General features: G+C 69.2%; 11 protein-coding genes. 9 read left to right on the forward strand and 2 right to left on the reverse strand.

Going from position 1 to position 17,515, the window contains the following annotated elements:
• Positions 1-74: 74 nt before the first annotated feature.
• The gene (locus ACHWVH_RS02835; RefSeq protein ID WP_152236719.1) at positions 75-1,853 is read right to left on the reverse strand and encodes an endonuclease; all 1,779 of its coding nucleotides are present in this window, start codon (positions 1,851-1,853) and stop codon (positions 75-77) included.
• A gap of 280 nt (positions 1,854-2,133) precedes the next feature.
• On the opposite strand from ACHWVH_RS02835, the gene ACHWVH_RS02840 reads away from it, so the two are divergent.
• The 9 genes from ACHWVH_RS02840 (at position 2,134) to ACHWVH_RS02880 (ending at position 15,937) form a co-directional block, all read left to right on the forward strand.
• Positions 2,134-2,421, forward strand: a complete 288-nt coding sequence (locus ACHWVH_RS02840) for a co-chaperone GroES (RefSeq protein ID WP_010340979.1) — start codon at positions 2,134-2,136, stop codon at positions 2,419-2,421.
• A gap of 147 nt (positions 2,422-2,568) precedes the next feature.
• On the forward strand, positions 2,569-4,215 hold the full coding sequence (gene groL / locus ACHWVH_RS02845) for a chaperonin GroEL (protein WP_010340980.1): 1,647 nt from the start codon (positions 2,569-2,571) through the stop codon (positions 4,213-4,215).
• A 179-nt stretch (positions 4,216-4,394) separates the two neighbouring features.
• Entirely contained in the window at positions 4,395-4,943 is a 549-nt protein-coding gene (locus tag ACHWVH_RS02850; RefSeq protein ID WP_152236718.1) for an RNA polymerase sigma factor, read from the forward strand.
• Positions 4,940-5,986, forward strand: coding sequence for a FecR family protein (locus tag ACHWVH_RS02855; RefSeq protein WP_295927317.1), 1,047 nt, complete (start codon positions 4,940-4,942; stop codon positions 5,984-5,986). The genes ACHWVH_RS02850 and ACHWVH_RS02855 overlap by 4 nt, the downstream gene beginning before the upstream one ends.
• Before the next feature lie 268 nt (positions 5,987-6,254).
• Complete coding sequence (locus tag ACHWVH_RS02860; protein WP_394686633.1) at positions 6,255-9,068, forward strand: TonB-dependent receptor domain-containing protein; 2,814 nt, start codon at positions 6,255-6,257, stop codon at positions 9,066-9,068.
• Positions 9,069-9,153: 85 nt separating this feature from the next.
• Positions 9,154-10,461 carry a ComEC/Rec2 family competence protein gene (locus ACHWVH_RS02865; protein WP_394686634.1) on the forward strand — a complete coding sequence of 436 codons (1,308 nt, stop codon included), beginning with the start codon at positions 9,154-9,156 and terminating at the stop codon, positions 10,459-10,461.
• 318 nt (positions 10,462-10,779) lie between these two features.
• A complete protein-coding gene (locus ACHWVH_RS02870; protein ID WP_394686635.1) occupies positions 10,780-13,668 on the forward strand; it encodes a TonB-dependent receptor plug domain-containing protein in 2,889 nt (962 codons plus the stop codon).
• Between the two features lie 450 nt (positions 13,669-14,118).
• Positions 14,119-15,192, forward strand: a complete 1,074-nt coding sequence (locus tag ACHWVH_RS02875; RefSeq protein ID WP_295927322.1) for a 3-deoxy-7-phosphoheptulonate synthase — start codon at positions 14,119-14,121, stop codon at positions 15,190-15,192.
• A gap of 430 nt (positions 15,193-15,622) precedes the next feature.
• Positions 15,623-15,937 (forward strand): GIY-YIG nuclease family protein, encoded by a 315-nt coding sequence (locus ACHWVH_RS02880; RefSeq protein WP_394686636.1) that lies wholly within the window; start codon positions 15,623-15,625, stop codon positions 15,935-15,937.
• A gap of 397 nt (positions 15,938-16,334) precedes the next feature.
• Here the strand turns inward: ACHWVH_RS02880 and ACHWVH_RS02885 are convergent, their stop codons facing one another.
• Complete coding sequence (locus tag ACHWVH_RS02885) at positions 16,335-17,498, reverse strand: AAA family ATPase (RefSeq protein ID WP_267123054.1); 1,164 nt, start codon at positions 17,496-17,498, stop codon at positions 16,335-16,337.
• Between the last annotated feature and the right edge of the window lie 17 nt (positions 17,499-17,515).

Consider the following 17,515-nt stretch of genomic DNA (forward strand, 5'->3'; position numbering starts at 1 on the left):
ATCCCGGGTTTTTCAGCAGTCGAATGGCTGATCATCCCCGCCCGCTGCAAATGCAGCGGGCGAGGCACCACGGCTCAGTTGAGCAACTGGCAACTGGCCGGCTTGGCGGAAGTGAACAGCGACGAGGTCGCCCACTCCGGGTGGTCGATGAACGGGTTGCGGTTGCCCTGGAAGCTGTAGATCACCTCGTTGCGGGCGCGCTCGGCATCGTCCGGCGGATCCTGCTGGCTCCACGCGATCAGGGTCGACAGCAGGCCCATGTAGGCCGGCGAGGACGAGGTCTTGACGATCTTGCTGCGGTCGTCGGTCAGCTCCAGGTCCGGCTCGGACTGCCCGGTCTTGGCATCCACGCCACCCTCATAGCGGATCGCCATGTACATCACCGCACGCGCCATGTCGCCCTTGCGGTGGTCCCACACCTCGAAGGTGCCGCTGTTGCCGTCCGGGGTGCGCACCCAGTTGGAATTGCCCGGGTAGCGGCCGCTGCCGCCGCCGAAGCCGGCGTTGGCCTCGGTGGCGCGCTCGCCGCAGTTGCTGTCGCACTTGGCGTAGGGCTTGTTGCCGCGGTCGGCGTTCCAGGTGGCGTCGGTCAGGTACAGCATGTGGGTGTCGGTGTACGGCGCGTAGGGCAGGCCCTTGTTGCCGGTGGCGGTGCCGAAGCCCAGCGAGTTCGGCCAGCTGTGCTCGCGGTTGTACTTCAGGCCGCTGCCGCTGCCGGCACGGTCGGTGCCCTTGGCATAGCTGCGGTTGCGGTAGGCGTCGAGCACGCGCTGGCCGTTGTTCGGATCCTCGTCGGCGATCTCCAGGATGGCCCAGGTATCGGTGCCGGAGCTGCTGCTGTACGGATAGACGGTGTGGCCCTTGATCGTCTCGTGCAGCGAGCAGCGCAACTGGCTGGGGCTGGAGGTGTTGACCCGCGAATAGTAGGTGCCGGCGCCATTGCCGCCGCCGCCCGAACCGCTGGCGACGTTGAAGGCGACGCTGCGATCCTGCGCCGGATGCGCGCCGTCGGCATCGCTCACGCGTGCGGCGACGATGCTCAGGGTGCAGCTCTCGCCGGCCTTCAGCGCGGTGTTGGTGGACAGCGCGAACTGGGTGCCGCTGCTGGGATAGGTCAGCGCCACGCTGCCGGACTGCTGGCAGCTCAGGCCGAACGCGCCGCTGGCCAGGCTCACCGTCTCGCTGAAGGTCACCGCCAGGTCGCCGGCGGCGGGGAAGTCGGTGGCGCCCTGGGTCGGGGTGGTGGCGGTCACGGTCGGCGCGGCGTTGCCGCCGCCGCCGCCGGCGAAGGTCTGGCCGTTGTTGCAGGCGCCGAAGGTGCTGGTGGCGCTGTCGCTCCAGCTGAAGTCGGCCGCGGCGCTGCCGTTGCCGCGCAGCTGCAGCGAGGTGCCGGCCGGGGTGCTGTTGCTCTCGCTGACCGGCAGGTTCTGGCTGGTCATGCCCGCGGCGGGGCCGCCGCCGCCGGTGATGGCGCCCTCGTAGCTGAGGAACTGCACCACCTTGCCGTTGCCGTCGACCAGCGCCAGGCCGTCGTTGGGCCCGTTCTGGATGCCGTTGCTGGCGTAGCTGACGGTGGCGATGCGCACCTGCCCGCCGCAGCTGACCAGGTTGCCGGCCGGCACCGCGCTGTTGGCGTAGACGGTGGCCGACCCCGGGTTGCTGCCGTTGTACAGGTAGACGCGGTAGCCGCTCAGGCTCTCCCCGGCGGTGGCGACGATCTCCACGCCTTCGCCGGTGTCGCCGGCGGCGGTGGCATCGTCGTAATGCAATTCATTGATGAATACGGCGGCCTGGGCCGGCCCGGCAAGGGCGAGCAGGCAGGCCAGCGGCAGCGCAACGGCGGATGGCTTCATCGACAACTCCTTTTGGTGACGGATCCCCCCCTGGGTCCGCGCTCAGCCTAGCCTGCCTCTGTGACACTGTGACGGGATTCGGTCACTGCTTGCCACCGAATGCACGTTCCTGGCAAAAATTTTTTGCCTCCCGCCCTTGAAAGCCCTGGCCGCGGCACTACATCAGGCGCATCCCGGCGCTACCGGGTTTTTTCGCGAGCGTTGCTGGCAGTCGTCATGGGCGAGTGCTAACATCGCCGGCCTTTCCTAGACCAATCAATCACTTAAGAGGTCTCACTCAATGAGCATCAAGCCGCTTCACGACCGCGTCGTAGTCAAGCCGATCGAAGCCGACGAAATCTCCGCCGGCGGCATCGTGATCCCGGATTCGGCCAAGGAAAAGTCCACCAAGGGTGAAGTCGTGGCCGTCGGCGCCGGCAAGCCGCTGGACAACGGCAGCGTCCGCGCCCCGGCGCTGAAGGTCGGCGACAAGGTCATCTACGGCCAGTACGCCGGTTCCAGCTACAAGGCCGAAGGCGTCGAGTACAAGGTGCTGCGCGAAGACGACGTTCTGGCGATCGTCGGCTAAGAGCGCCGCCGATCGCGGGAATCGGGAATGGTGAATCGGGAATCGGTCAGGCGCCTTCGTCGCCCGCGATTTCCGTCCCGTCCCGACCGCCCGCTCTTGATCTGCCTATTCCCTGTTCTCCATTCCCTATTCCCGAGGTAACTCAACATGGCTGCCAAAGATATCCGTTTCGGTGAAGACGCCCGTTCGCGCATGGTGCGCGGCGTCAACATCCTCGCCAATGCCGTCAAGGCCACCCTGGGCCCGAAGGGCCGCAACGTCGTGCTCGAGAAGAGCTTCGGCGCCCCGACCATCACCAAGGACGGCGTTTCCGTCGCCAAGGAAATCGAACTGGCCGACAAGTTCGAGAACATGGGCGCGCAGATGGTGAAGGAAGTCGCTTCCAAGACCTCCGACAACGCCGGCGACGGCACCACCACCGCCACCGTGCTGGCGCAGGCGCTGATCCGCGAAGGTTCCAAGGCGGTCGCCGCCGGCATGAACCCGATGGACCTCAAGCGCGGCATCGACAAGGCCGTCGTGGCCGCCGTGGCCGAGCTGAAGAAGATCAGCAAGCCCACCGCCGACGACAAGGCCATCGCCCAGGTCGGCACCATCTCCGCCAACTCCGACGAGTCGATCGGCAACATCATCGCCGACGCGATGAAGAAGGTCGGCAAGGAAGGCGTGATCACGGTCGAGGAAGGCTCGGGCCTGGAGAACGAGCTGGACGTGGTCGAGGGCATGCAGTTCGACCGCGGCTACCTGTCGCCGTACTTCATCAACAACCAGCAGAGCCAGCAGGCCGACCTGGACGACCCGTTCGTGCTGCTGCACGACAAGAAGATCTCCAACGTGCGTGACCTGCTGCCGGTGCTGGAAGGCGTGGCCAAGGCCGGCAAGCCGCTGCTGATCGTCGCCGAGGAAGTGGAAGGCGAGGCGCTGGCGACCCTGGTGGTCAACACCATCCGCGGCATCGTCAAGGTCGTGGCGGTCAAGGCCCCGGGCTTCGGCGACCGTCGCAAGGCGATGCTGGAAGACATGGCCGTGCTGACCGGCGGCACCGTGATCTCCGAGGAAGTGGGTCTGGCGCTGGAGAAGGCGACCATCAAGGACCTGGGCCGCGCCAAGAAGGTGCAGGTCTCCAAGGAGAACACCACCATCATCGACGGCGCCGGCGACACCTCGGCGATCGAGTCGCGCATCAAGCAGATCAAGGCGCAGATCGAAGAGACCTCGTCGGACTACGACCGCGAGAAGCTGCAGGAGCGCGTGGCCAAGCTGGCCGGCGGCGTGGCGGTGATCAAGGTCGGTGCCTCGACCGAGATCGAGATGAAGGAAAAGAAGGCGCGCGTCGAAGACGCCCTGCACGCGACCCGTGCGGCGGTGGAAGAAGGCGTGGTCCCGGGCGGCGGCGTGGCGCTGGTGCGCGCGCTGAGCGCGATCGGCGAGCTGAAGGGCGCCAATGAAGATCAGACCCACGGCATCCAGATCGCGCTGCGCGCGATGGAAGCGCCGCTGCGCGAGATCGTCACCAACGCCGGCGAAGAGCCGTCCGTGATCCTCAACAAGGTCAAGGAAGGCAGCGGCAACTTCGGCTACAACGCCGCCAACGGCGAGTTCGGCGACATGGTCGAGTTCGGCATCCTGGATCCGACCAAGGTGACCCGTTCGGCGCTGCAGAACGCCGCCTCGATCGCCGGCCTGATGATCACCACCGAAGCGATGGTGGCCGAGGCCCCGAAGAAGGAAGAGCCGGCCGCTCCGGGCGGCATGGGCGGCGGCATGGGCGGCATGGGCGGCATGGATTTCTGATCCAGCCGGCCTCGGTCGACCCGTTCCACGCAGTCGAAAGGAGCCCCGCAGCGATGCGGGGCTCTTTTTTTTTGTGCGCGTTTTACGCGCGCGCCGGCGGCGGCCGCACCGCATGCCGGTCATCGCGGTGGCATGCCGATGCGCTATAAGCTGCGCTCGCCCAGCCTCTGCGAGCGGTCATGGTCGCCCCGGTCTGCCAACTCGATCCGCATCGGCTGGACCAGCACCGGCCGGCGTTGCAGCGCTTCCTGTTCCGCCGCACCGGCGACTGGTCGCTGGCCGAGGACCTGGTGCAGGAGACCTTCCTGCGCGTGGTCGTGTACGCACGCGACCACGCGGTGACCGACCTGGCCGCGCTGGCCAGGGCGATCGCCCTGAACCTGCTGCACGACCACCTGCGCCGGCGCCAGCGCCAGCGCACCGAGCCCATCGACGACGAAGTGCCCAGCCCGGCTCCGGGCGTGGAGGAGGCGGCGATGCAGCGGCAACGCGTGGAGACCTTCGCCCGCGCGCTGCAGGGCATGCCGCCGCTGCGCCGCGAGGTGTTCGTGCGCAGCCGCCTGCGCGGGCAGAGCTATCGCGAGATCGGCGAGGCGCTGGGCCTGAGCGAGGCGGCGGTGGAGAAGCATGTCAGCCGCGGCCTGCGCTGGCTGCAGGAGACGGTGGCGCGTGGCGACGCGGTGCCGCCGCCCGCGGCGGGTCGGCGTGGCCCGGAGGATGCGGCATGAGGCAGGGCAACGCCGCCGCCGATGACGCGGTGCAGGATGCCGCGGCTGACTGGGTCGCGCGCGCCCTGGCCACGGCGGGCGGCGATCCAGCGGGCCTGGCCGAGTGGCTGGCGGCCGATCCGGCGCACCGCGCCGCCTTCGATGCGCTGTGGGCGCTGGCCCACGATGCGGCGCTGCTGGAGGCGCTTGCCGCCTACGCCGCGCCGACGGACGCGCCGGCCGTGGCCACCGTTGCGCCGGCCGCCGCCCGCGTGCCCGCTTCACGCGCGGTGGCAGCGTCTGCCGGCGCTGCGCCGGTGCCCGCGGCACAGCGTCCGCGCCGTCGCGGCTGGCGGCCGCTGGCGGCATGGGCGGCCGGCCTGGCGCTGCTGGCGGTGCTGTTGTGGCCGCGGCTGCACCCGGATCCGGCGCCGATCGTGGCCACGACCGCGCCCGGACAGACCCGGGTGCTGCGCCTGGACGATGGCAGCGTGCTCACCCTCAACGGTGCCAGCCGGGTCCGGGTGCAACTGCGCGCGCAGCGGCGCGAGGTGGCGCTGGAGCGCGGCGAGGTGTTCTTCGACGTCGCCCACGATCCGCAGCGCCCGTTCCAGGTGAATCTGGGCCCGGCGCGGGTGCAGGTGCTGGGCACCGTCTTCAACCTGGCGCGCGATGGCGCCACCAGCGAGCTGTCGGTGTATTCGGGGCGGGTGGAGATCGACAACGGCGCCGCGCACCAGGTGCTGGCGGCCGGCATGCGCATCGACACGGCCGGCACCGGCCTGGGCGCGTTGACGCGGTTTGATCCGCAGGCCGGCGACTGGCGCGAGGGCTGGCTGCAGACCGCCGGCATTCCGCTGGCGCGGCTGATCGAGCGGCTCAACCGGCGCTCGCCGCAGCCGATCGTGCTCGCCGATCCCGCGCTGGGTGCGCTGCAGGTGTCCGGGCGTTTCCGCCTGGACCGGCCGGAGCAGACCCTTATGCATCTGGCGCAGCTGTATCCGCTGCAGCTGCAGCGGCGCGCCGACGGCATCCGCGTGGAACGCGCCGCCGCGCCACAGTAGTTGCCGTTGCCGTTGCCGTCGCGGCGTCGCGCGCGCGGGCAGGCGCGACGTGCCGGGTCTGGCTGCCGGCGCCGGCGTCGTCAGGGCAACGCGATGCTGCACGCGACGGCGCGCGGCGCCTGTCCTCGCGGCCGGTTCGCCGGGCACGCGACCGTGCGGTGCTGCGACGCGTCACAAAAAATTCATGCAATCCCCTGTCGGGATCGGCGCGTCGCGGCGTCTTTGTCCTTTGCCACGCCACGTTGGCGACCCGACGACGACCTTGCTCATGCCGCCCCGCCGCTCCTTCCGTAGTGCCCTCCGTTCTCCGCGCGCCACCGCGCTGGCCGCTGCCCTGGCGGCGCTGGTGGCGCTGCCCGCCATCGCACCGTCGGCCGCCGCCGCGACGCCGGCCGCCGCGACCCTGCCGCCCGGCGACCTCGGCGCCACCCTCGCCGCGTTCTCGCGCGCCACGGGCCTGCAGGTGATCGCCGATCCGGCGCTGCTGCGCGACAAGCGCAGCCCCGGCGGCAGCGTCGCCGGCGACCCGCGGCAGGCGCTCAGCGGCCTGCTGCGCGGCACCGACCTGGGCTTCCGCCTGGACGGCGACACAGTGATCGTGCAGGCCACCGCGATGCCCGCGGCCAGCGTCGCCGCACCCGCGCCCGCCGTCGCCGATGCGATCGACCTGGACCGGGTGGTGGTCACCGGCACCGCCACCCAGCAGCCGAAGTTCCTGGCGCCGTACGCGGTGTCCACGGTCGGCGCCGAGGCGATCGCGCGGCAGGCGCCGCGCAGCGTGGTCGACCTGCTGCGCTCGGTGCCGGGCGTGACCGTGGAGAATTCCGGCGGCGAGGCCGGTGGCGAGAACGTGGTGATCCGCGGCCTGCCGTGGTCCGGCTTCCGTCTGCTCGACGTGCTCGAGGACGGCCTGCCGCTGTTCGAATCCAACTACGAGCGGCAACTGCAGATCGACGAGGTCTACCGACTCGACCTGGGCACCACCGATGCCGAAGTGGTGCGGGGCGGTACCGCGCCGATCTACAGCAACAATGCATCCGGCGGCGTGCTCAATTTCATCACCAACCACGGCACCGACACGCCCAGCGGCGCGGTCAAGCTGACCGGCGGCGCCGATGCGCTGGCCCGCATCGACGGCGTGGCCTCCGGTCCGGTCAAGGGCAACGACGCGCTGCAGTACGCGGTCAGCGGCTTCTACCGACAGGGCGACGGCCTGCGCGATCCGGGCTTCGGCAACGGCAACCAGGGCGTGCAGTTCAAGGTCGGCGGCACCTACAAGTTCGATTTCGGAAAGATCTTCGCCGACTTCAAGTATCTCAACGACCGCGGCGTGTTCTACAGCGCGATCCCGCTTGCCGACCCCCGCAATGGCCAGTCGCTGAGCGCGCTGATCGATCCGGGCACCGGCACGCTCAACAGCGCCAGCTTCCGCCACGTCGCCTTCCGCACCCTCGACGGCGCTGGCGGCAACGGCGTGGAGACGCGCGACCTGGCCGATGGCGTGCATCCGGTCACGCGCACCCTGACCATCGGCGGCGACACCGAATTCGCCAACGGCTGGCGACTCAGCGACAGGGCGCGCTACGTCAACGGCGACGTCGGTTTCAATGCGCTGTTCAACGGCGCGCCGACCGATGCGGCGGCGCTGCTCGCCTCGCGGCTGGGCGCGGCGCGCGCGGCCTTCCCGGGCACTGCGTCGCTGCGCTACGTGCTGGCCGGCAGCAACACGCCGTTCGATCCGGCCTCCACCGCCGGCCTGGCGATGATCAACACCTGGTCCAGCACGCAGACCCACTACAGCGACCTCGTCAACGACCTGCGCCTGGGCCGGCTGTTCGACCTGGCCGGCGGCGGCAGCCACGACATCACCATGGGCCTGAGCGTCAGCCGCTTCACGCTGCGCCAGGCGCAACTCGGCAACGCACTGCTGACCGACGTGAAGAGCAATCCCGACGCGCTGGACATCCAGGCGCTGAACGCCGCCGGGCAGGTGCTGGGCAGCCTGACCGAGAACGGCTTCACCGCGTACGGCAGCGGCGACCTGATCGGCGACAGCCACGGCACCGCCACCGCGCTGTACGCGGCCGATACCTGGAAGCTGGACGACGCCTGGCAGGTGGACGCCGGTATCCGCCGGGTGTGGCGGCGCGAGGAAGGCAACCGCGGTGTGATCGGCACCCAGACCATCGCTGGCAGCGGCCCGCTGGCCGCGCGCACGGTCACCGGCCTGGTCGGCAGCGTGCCCTACAGCAAGGACATGCCCGGCACCTCGTGGACGCTCGGCGCCTCCTACAAGATCGCCGACCCGGTCAATGCCTTCGCCCGCTACACCGAGAGCTTCAGCTTCCCGCGGCTGAGCGAGCAATGGGGCAACGTGGTCGCCGGCATCGGTGGACGCATGCCCGACGGCCGCGCCACGCCGGTGACGCCGATCCGCCAGGCCGAACTCGGGGTGAAGTACGCCTCGCGGCCGCTGGAGCTGGTGTTGATCGGCTTCTACAGCGACTTCAAGTCGCTCAATTCCAGCACCTACGTCGCCAATGCCAGTGGCCTGCTGGTCAACGTACCGCTGCTGATCGACACGCGCACCAAGGGCGTGGAATTCGAGGGTACGTGGCGGCCGCTCGACGGCGTCGAGTTGACCGGTTCGGTGACGCTGCAGGACCCGCGCATCAGCGGCGCCGACACCTTCAGCGGGCTGTCCGGCGCTTCCCTGGTCGACAACGAGATCCCGCGCGTGCCCAAGTACAGCTGGTCGCTGCAGCCGAGCTACCGCTTCCAGGTCGGCGAGGTGGAAGCGCGCGCCTACGCTACCTGGTTCGGCATCGGTCGACGCTTCCAGGACTTCACCAACGCCAGCGTGCTGCCGGCCTATCGCACGCTGGACCTGGGCCTGCATCTGCAGCTCGACGCCAACCTCAGTGCGCAACTGCTGTGCACCAACGTCACCGATGCGCATGGTCTCACCGAAGGCAATGCGCGCGCGCCCGGCGTGTCCGGCGACCTGGTGCAAGCGGACGCGACCGTGGGTCGGCCGATCTTCGGCCGCAGCTACGTCGCCTCGCTGCAATGGGCCTGGTGAACCACGCCGTGCGCCATGCGTGCGTCGCCGCCAGCGCGCGGCGACGTCACGCCTGCCGCTTTCCTTGATCTGCCAGGACCCTTCGATGCCTTCTTCGCACCTTACGCGCCGCCGCTTCCTCGGTGGCCTCGGCACGGCGCTCGCCGCCGGCATGTTGCCACTGCCGGGGTGGGCGCAGCGCGCCGCGGCCGCCCCTGCCGCATCCGTCGATCGCATCCGCGAACCGCTCGGCGGCTGGACCCCGGGCATGCTCGACATCCACCACATCGGCACCGGCCGCGGCAACGCGACCCTGATCGTGTGCCCCGACGGCACCGCGATGATGATCGACGCCGGCGCCATCGACGGCCTGGACAAGTACCTGATCGACGAGTTGCCCAACGCCAGCCGCCGCCCGGGCGAGTGGGTCGGCCGCTATGCCCACCGCCATCTGGCGCAGGCCGGCCGCCACGAACTCGACGACTTCGTGCTCACCCACTTTCACCGCGACCACATGGGCGAGTGCCTGCCGGACACGCCGCTGGCGCCGGGCGGGCACTACGCCTTGACCGGCGTGACCGACGTGGCGCAGTGGCTGCCGATCCGCCGCTATCTGGATCGCGGCTACCCGGACTATGCGTATCCGCAAGCGCTGGACGATCCCAACCAGCGCAACTACCGCGCCTTCATCGAGCAGCAGCGCGGGCATGGCGCACGGGTCGAACGCTTCCGTGCCGGCGCCGCCGACCAGTTGCGGTTGCGTCGCGATGCCGCCGCGTACCCGGACTTCGCCATCCGCAACCTGGTGGTCAATGGCGAGCTGTGGACCGGCGATGGCGAACGCACGCGCGCACTGTTCCCGCCAGGCGCCGTGCCGACCGAGAACCAGTGCTCGGCCGCGCTGCGCCTGCACTACGGCGCCTTCACCTACTACAGCGGCGGCGACCTCTCCAACAGCATCAACTACTACGGCGACGATCCCTGGCGCGACGTGGAAACTCCGGTGGCGCAGATGGTCGGCTCGGTCGACGTGGCGGTGGCCAACCATCATGCGTATGCGGATGCGATGGGCCCGGCCTGCGTGCGCGCGCTGCGTGCGCGCGCGTTCGTCATCCTCACCAACGACTCGGCCCACCCATCGGTGTCGCCGCTGGAGAACATGCTCAGCGAGCGGTTGTACCCGGGCCCGCGCGACATCTACGCCACTGCGATGAAGCCGGAGAACGTGGTCGCCAACAAGCGTATCCGCGAGATGACCAGCACCAATGGCCACGTCGTGATACGGGTCGAGCCGGGCGGCGCGCAGTACCGCATCGTGGTCACCGACAACAGCGACGAGTCGGACACGGTGCTGGCGGTGCATGGTCCGTTCGCCAGCGGCCGCCAGGCGGCGCTGGCGCTGCCGTCCAGCTGAGCGGCGCCACACGCGGTCCCGCTGCGACGATGCGGCGGGAATCCGCGTGCATTGCAACGAATCGCGCACAACCAAAAAACGTCTACGAGCGATGCATGGCAGCGTGTTGACAGTGTTGTCAGCGCCATGCAGGTTAGAAACTCACGGGCGCAGGGGATCTGCACGCCCGCATGTTCGTCCTTTTGTTTGCGCCGCGGCCGGCGCAGGGTGGCGCGTGCCTGCGGCATGCGCAGCACGGTCGTGGGCGCGGCGCAGCGAAGAGGGCGCCGCAGGTCGTGTTCGCACGGCGCTGCTTCCATCCGCTGCCGGGGACACCGCATGCCACTTCGCTCATCCACCACCCTCGCGTTCGGCATCGTGCTGGCGCTGTACGGCGCCAGCGAGGCGCGCGCGCAGGACGCCGACACCGCCACGCCAAAGGCCGCCACCACCGACCTCGGTCAGGTCGTGGTCACCGGCTCGCGGATCAAGCGCTCGGAAGTGGAGGGCGCCGAGCCGGTGCTGACGATCAGCGCGCAGCAGATCCAGCAGGAAGGTTTCCTCACCGTCTACGACGTGCTCAGCACGCTCAACCAGCAGGGCAGCGTCGAAGCCGACACCAAGTACGGCTCGCACACGCCCAACGCCTCGCCGGTGAGCCTGCGCGACCTCGGCCCCGGGCGTACCCTGCTGCTGGTCAACGGCCACCGCGTCGCCGATTACCCGCAGCCCTACGCCGGCGAGAGCAACTTCGCCAACTACGCCAACATCCCCTCCGCGGCGGTGGAGCGCATCGAGATCCTCACCGGCGGCGCCTCGGCCATCTACGGTTCGGACGCGGTCGCCGGCGTGATCAACGTGATCCTCAAGCAAGGCTACGAAGGCAACCAGGGGCGCCTGCGCGGCGGCACCGCCACCGCCGGCGGGCGCGACGTGGTCGACCTGTCCTGGGTCGGCGGGCGCAGCGGCGACAAGTGGAACCTGACCTACGCGCTGCAGTGGACCCGGCGCGATCCGCTCTCGGTCGGCGAGCGGCCGAAGATGGACGACCAGGACGACGAGTCCTACAGCAACTGGACCGCGCAGGCGCGCAAGTACGGCTTCAATCCATTCACCGGCCTGAGCCTGGTCGACGCCGGCAACAACACGCGCCTGGCGCCGCCCAGCGGCACCTGTGCGCGCTTCGGCGGCCAGTTCGTCGACGCGCAGCGGCTGAGCTACGACTACAACAGCGACACCGTGCGCAACCTCGGCGGTTACTGCGGCATGGCCCACGACTACGCCGACTGGCTGGCCGCCAGCGGCGGCGACAGCGGCTCGGCGTATCTGTACGGCACCTTCGACTTCGACAACGATGTGCAGGCCTGGAGCACGCTGTCCACGACCAAGAGCGTCGGCTACTGGACCTACGACCCGCCCTACGTCTACCTCGGCCCGTTCCACGACACCGGCAGCGACCGCGACCTGTACGCGATCCGCCAGCTCACCCGCTACGAATCCGGCGGCTGGAAGAACCTGGCCAACACCACCAGGGAACTGTCCTGGGACCTGAGCGCCGGCCTCAAGGGCCGCCTCGCCGATCGCTTCGACTGGGAACTGGCGGTGGGCCGCGCACGCTACACCGTCGACGAATACGTGCGCACCGTGGACACGCAGAAGGCCACCGCCTATTTCCTCGGCCCGCAACTGGGCAGCACCGCCGACGGCACGCCGATCTACGATCTCGACGAGTCACGCTGGTACCAGCCGCTGACCGGCGCGCAGTACAACGACCTGGCAGTGAAGGCGCACAACCGTGCCGATTCCTGGGTCAACCAGGCCAGCGCCAACATCACCGGCGAGCTGCTGCAGGGCTGGGCCGGGCCGATCAAGTTCGCCGCGGTCGGCGAAGTGGCCAAGCAGGGCTATCGGCTGTCGCCCGATCCCTGTGCCAACACCTGCTATCCGCTGGACGTGGTCGACTACGGCGGCGGCGAGCGCCTGCGCTACTCCGGCGGCATCGAGTTCGACGTGCCGCTGCTGTCCACGCTCAACGCCAGCCTGGCCGCGCGTCACGACCGCTACGGCGACTACCGTGCCTATGGCAGCGACCTGGGCGCGGCGATCGGCACCCAGCGCGACACCACCTGGAGCGCCGGCCTGGAATGGCGGCCGCTGAGCACGCTGCTGCTGCGCGGCAGCGTCGCCACCAGTTTCCGCGCCCCGGACATGCACTACGTGCTCGGCGAACCCAGTTCCACCCAGCAGACCGTGATCGACCAGTACCGCTGCATCCAGAAGGGCTACTACCTCACCGGCGGCTGCAGTGCCGAGAACAGCGACGTGTTCTACCTGATGCAGGTCAATCGCCGCGGCACCCCGGACCTGGAATCGGAGCATGGCCGCTCGGTCACCGCCGGCTTCGTCTGGGACATCGCCGAGGGCCTGTCGCTGACCGCGGACTACTACAAGATCCGGCTGCAGGACATGATCAAGGATCTCAACCGCGACGAGGTGCTCAGCGCCGAAGCAGGCTGCCGCACCGGCCTGACCACCGCCGGCGGCGTGTGGGTCAATCCCGGCGGTGCCGAGTACTGCGCGCGCATCCTTTCGCGCGTGGCGCGCGATGCCGCCGGCCGCGTCACCGGCATCGAGCAGGGGCCGATCAACATCGCGCAGATGCACGTGTCCGGCGTCGACGCCTCGCTGAAGTACCGCCTCAACACCGCGCGCTGGGGCAACTTCAGCTTCGCCCTGGATTACAACAACCTGATCGGCTACCACGAGCAGACCTATCGCACCGACGACGACAAGAACCTGCGCGACCAGAAGATCCGCAGCAAGCTGCGCGGCAGCGTGCACTGGGAGAACGGCGGTCCGCTGGATCTCACTCTCTATGCCAAGCGTTTCGGCTCCACCCAGGCGGTGAACTGGGGCACCTGCACCCGCTTCGACGACGGCTACCAGCCCAGCCCCTCCGACGCCTGCCGCGTCACCGACAGCGGCAACCGCCACTTCGGCGAGAGCACCACGCGTTACTTCGGTCGCGTCGGCCCGGCGCTGTACTGGAACCTCACCGCCGGCTACCGCATCGCCCCGAAGATGAAGGTCAACCTGTACATCAACAACGTGCTCGATACCGTCGGCTACGACAACAAGGAGCGCTACTACGGCTACCAGTTCTACAACACCACCCTGTACGACGCGATCGGCCGCGAGGTGGCGATGGAATATGTGCTGGATTTCTGAGAGGCCGGGATTCGGGAGTGGGGATTCGGGATGCGCACTAGCCCCTCTCCCTCCGGGAGAGGGGTTGGGGTGAGGGTCCGGAGCGCGCAGCGCCACGTAAGAACCCACGCGTCAAAGGCTCCTACGCGATGACGGCGACATCATGGCCCTACCGCCGCGTTGAACCGCTTTTCCGATTCCCCATTCCCGGTTCCCATTTCCCGGCGCCACAAGTTGCTGATGCAACTGTGGCGCTGCCGCAAACCCTGTGCTATCACTACGTCCCATGAACGCTTCCTGCCGCAGCTTTTACTTTTGGTATTACGGTTTTCCGATGCCGCTGGCGGAGGAAGGATCGCGTTCACCCTGAAGGACACTTCAGCCGCAATCCCGAAAGCCGCCAGCGAACCTGGCGGCTTTTTTCATGCCGCCGGATCTGGCCCCCACCCAGCCCCCCGACGAGACACGCACATGGCCCCGCACACCGACGATCTGCGCATCCGCAAGATCGAACCGCTGACCCCGCCCTCCCAACTGCAGGCGCTGCTGCCCTGCGACGAGGAGGCCTCGCAGACCGTCGCCGCCGCGCGCGCGGCGCTGCACGAGATCCTGCACGGCCGCGACGACCGCCTGGCGGTGGTGATCGGTCCTTGCTCGATCCACGACCCCGTCGCGGCGATGGAGTACGCGCAGCGCCTGCGCCCGCTGCGCGAGACCTACGGCGATGCGCTGGAGATCGTGATGCGGGTGTACTTCGAGAAGCCGCGCACCACGGTCGGCTGGAAGGGCCTGATCAACGACCCCAACCTCGACGGCAGCTTCGACATCAACAAGGGCCTGCGCCTGGCGCGCGGCCTGCTGCGCGACATCAACCGCCTCGGTCTGCCGGCCGGCGTGGAGTTCCTCGACATCATCTCGCCGCAGTACATCGCCGACCTGGTGGCCTGGGGCGCGATCGGCGCGCGCACCACCGAGAGCCAGGTGCACCGCGAGATGGCCTCGGGCCTGTCGTGCCCGGTGGGCTTCAAGAACGGCACCAGCGGCGACGTCAAGATCGCGGTCGATGCGGTCGGCGCAGCCTCGCATCCGCACCATTTCCTGGCGGTGACCAAGGACGGGCAGACCGCGGTGGCGGCCACCGCCGGCAACCCGGACTGCCACGTTATCCTGCGCGGCGGCACCCAGCCCAACTACGATGCCGACAGCGTCGCCGCGGCGGCGCAGGTGCTGGAGAAGGCCGGCCTGCCGGCGCGGCTGATGGTCGACGCCAGCCATGCCAACAGCGGCAAGAACCCGGACAACCAGCCCAAGGTGATCGAGGACATCGCGCGCCAGCTCGAGGCTGGGCAGTCCCGCATCGTCGGCGCGATGGTGGAGAGCCACCTGCGTGGCGGCCGCCAGGAGCTGGTCGCGGGCCAGCCGCTGGTCTACGGTCAGAGCATCACCGACGGCTGCATCGACTGGGACAGCTCGGTGCAGGTGCTCGAGCGGCTGGCGCAGGCGGTGCGCGCACGGCGCCAGGCGCGCGTGGCGCAGGCGGCCTGAGGGGGCTGCTGGGAGAAACGTACGCAGCCTGACCGGCTGCGTGCGTGGGGGCGGGGGAGGCCCGGAAGAGGGGCCGGACGCGCCGCCGAATGCGAAGGGAGAGAGCTTCGGTATCGACGGCTGCGTGCCGGTGATGACGTTATCCGCCCATCCGGTGACCACGGTATGCCGGTGTGTGGCAGCGGCTGGCAAGGTGTTCGCAGTGCGTTAAAGCGTGTTGTCGCCTGTTCAGTACGAACGCGAGGAGCAGACGTTGGAGGCGCGCTTCCGGAGCGGATTGCCGAGCGTCGGGACGCAGCGGTGACCGCCTTTTTCATGCGCGCCAGGTGCAAGCGCGACATGGTCTGGCCAGCAGGCAACGGACGTGTCGCATGAGCGCTTGGGCGGAGGCTGTGGCTGGCGAAACCGGCCACCGTGTCGATAATGCTGCATGGCCGCCGACTCGCCCTGGTTCCTGTACCTGCTCGAATGCCGCAACGGCAGCTACTATGCCGGCATCACCCCGGACCTGCAGGCACGCTTCCAGGCGCACCTGCGCGGCGCCGGTGCCAAGTACACCCGCGCCAACCCGCCGCTGCGCCTGCTGGCCAGTCGCGCCTACCCCGACCGTGCCGCCGCCTCGCGCGCCGAGTACGTGCTCAAGCAGTTGCCGCGCGGCCGCAAGCTGGCGTTCCTGACCGCGCCCGAGACCGCATCTGACGCCGACAACCTTCAAGCGACCGCCGAATCCGCAGGGGTGTTGTAGAAGTGGCTTCAGCAGCGTCAGGCGTGACCGGTAAAGCCCGTCGCGGCTGAAGCCGCTCCTACGAAGATGCCGCACATTCGCGCGGATTTTGGACGCAAGAGGACTGCACTGTGGGAGGGACTTCAGTCCCGACGCGCTGTCCCGCAACTGCTCGGCGAGCCCCCAACAGGACCACTGCCAGCCGTTGTAGGAGCGCTTTCAAGCGCGACCCATGGCAAGCCCGTCGCGGCTGAAGCCGCTCCTACGACGATGCTGCACATTCGCGCGGATTTCGGATGCAAGAGGACTGCACTGTGGGAGGGACTTCAGTCCCGACGCGACGAACCCGAACGACGCGACAACCGCTCCATCGGGCATGCCGCTGTACGCAGCAGACACACCCGATGCACACCCCGCCTCAGCGATTGGGCCAATGCCACGCCGGCCGATCCAACGCGCGCAGGCCGGCGACGTCGGTCTGGCCGTGTTCCTTGATCAGCAGGTGGTGCAGGCAATCGGGCTGCTGCTCCAGCGCCGCGATCAGCCGGCTGGCATGCGAGACCACGATGATCTGCGCCTGCCGCGCGGCGCTGCCGATCAGCCGCGCCAGCGCCGGCAGCAGGTCCGGATGCAGGCTCGCTTCCGGTTCGTTGAGCACCAGCAGTTCCGGCGGGCGCGGGCTCAGCAGGGCGGCGATCCACAGCAGGTAGCGCAAGGTGCCGTCGGACAGCTCGGCCGCCGACAGCGGCCGCAGCAGGCCATGCTGGTGCATCGCCAAATCGAAGCGCCCGGCATGCACCTCGATCGTCAACCGCGCGCCGGGGAAGGCATCGTCCACCGCCGCATGCAGGCCGTCGGCGTCGCCGATCTCCAGGATGGTCTGCAGGGCAGCGGCGAGGTCGGCGCCGTCGTTGCTCAGCACCGGCGTGTGCGTGCCAATCTGCGCCATGCGTGCCGGTGCCGCGGCATCGGTGCGGAAGTGGTCGTAGAAGCGCCAGCGACGGATGTTCTCGCGGACCTCATGCATCTCCGGTGCCGCGCGCGGATCGGAGAACTGCGCCAGCACGCTGTCGAAACTGGCGATGCCGGCACCGGCATCGGTCCAGCCGTCGTCCTGGGTCCGCAGGCGCACCGCCGGCCCGTTGCGCTCCACCAGCAGGTTGGACTGGCGCAGCCAGGGGCCGGCCCAGATGCATTCGCGCTTGATCTGCGGATCCAGCCCGAAGGCCGACGCCGACGGCGTCGGCAGGCCCAGGTCGATGGCGTAGCCGAATGCGTCGCTGGCGTAGCCCAACTTCAGGCCGATGGCCTGTTGCCGCACCGTGCCCTCGACCGGATGCTCGCCGCGCCGGACCGCGCGGCTCAGCGTCTCCGGGCCGGCCCACAGCGCCGACGGCAAGCCGCCTTCGCGGGCCAGTGCGGCGATCACCCCGCCCTGGGCGGTGTCGGCGAGCAGGCGCAGCGCCCGGTAGACGTTGGACTTGCCGCTGCCGTTGGCGCCGGTGATCAGGGTCAGCCCCGCCAGCGGCAGCACCAGCTCGCGCAGGGAACGATAGGAGGAAACCGCCAGGGTGGTCAGCATCGGCGCAGCATACCCGC

It is taken from the genome of uncultured Xanthomonas sp. (assembly GCF_964278005.1).
Taxonomy (GTDB): Bacteria; Pseudomonadota; Gammaproteobacteria; order Xanthomonadales; family Xanthomonadaceae; genus Xanthomonas_A; species Xanthomonas_A sontii.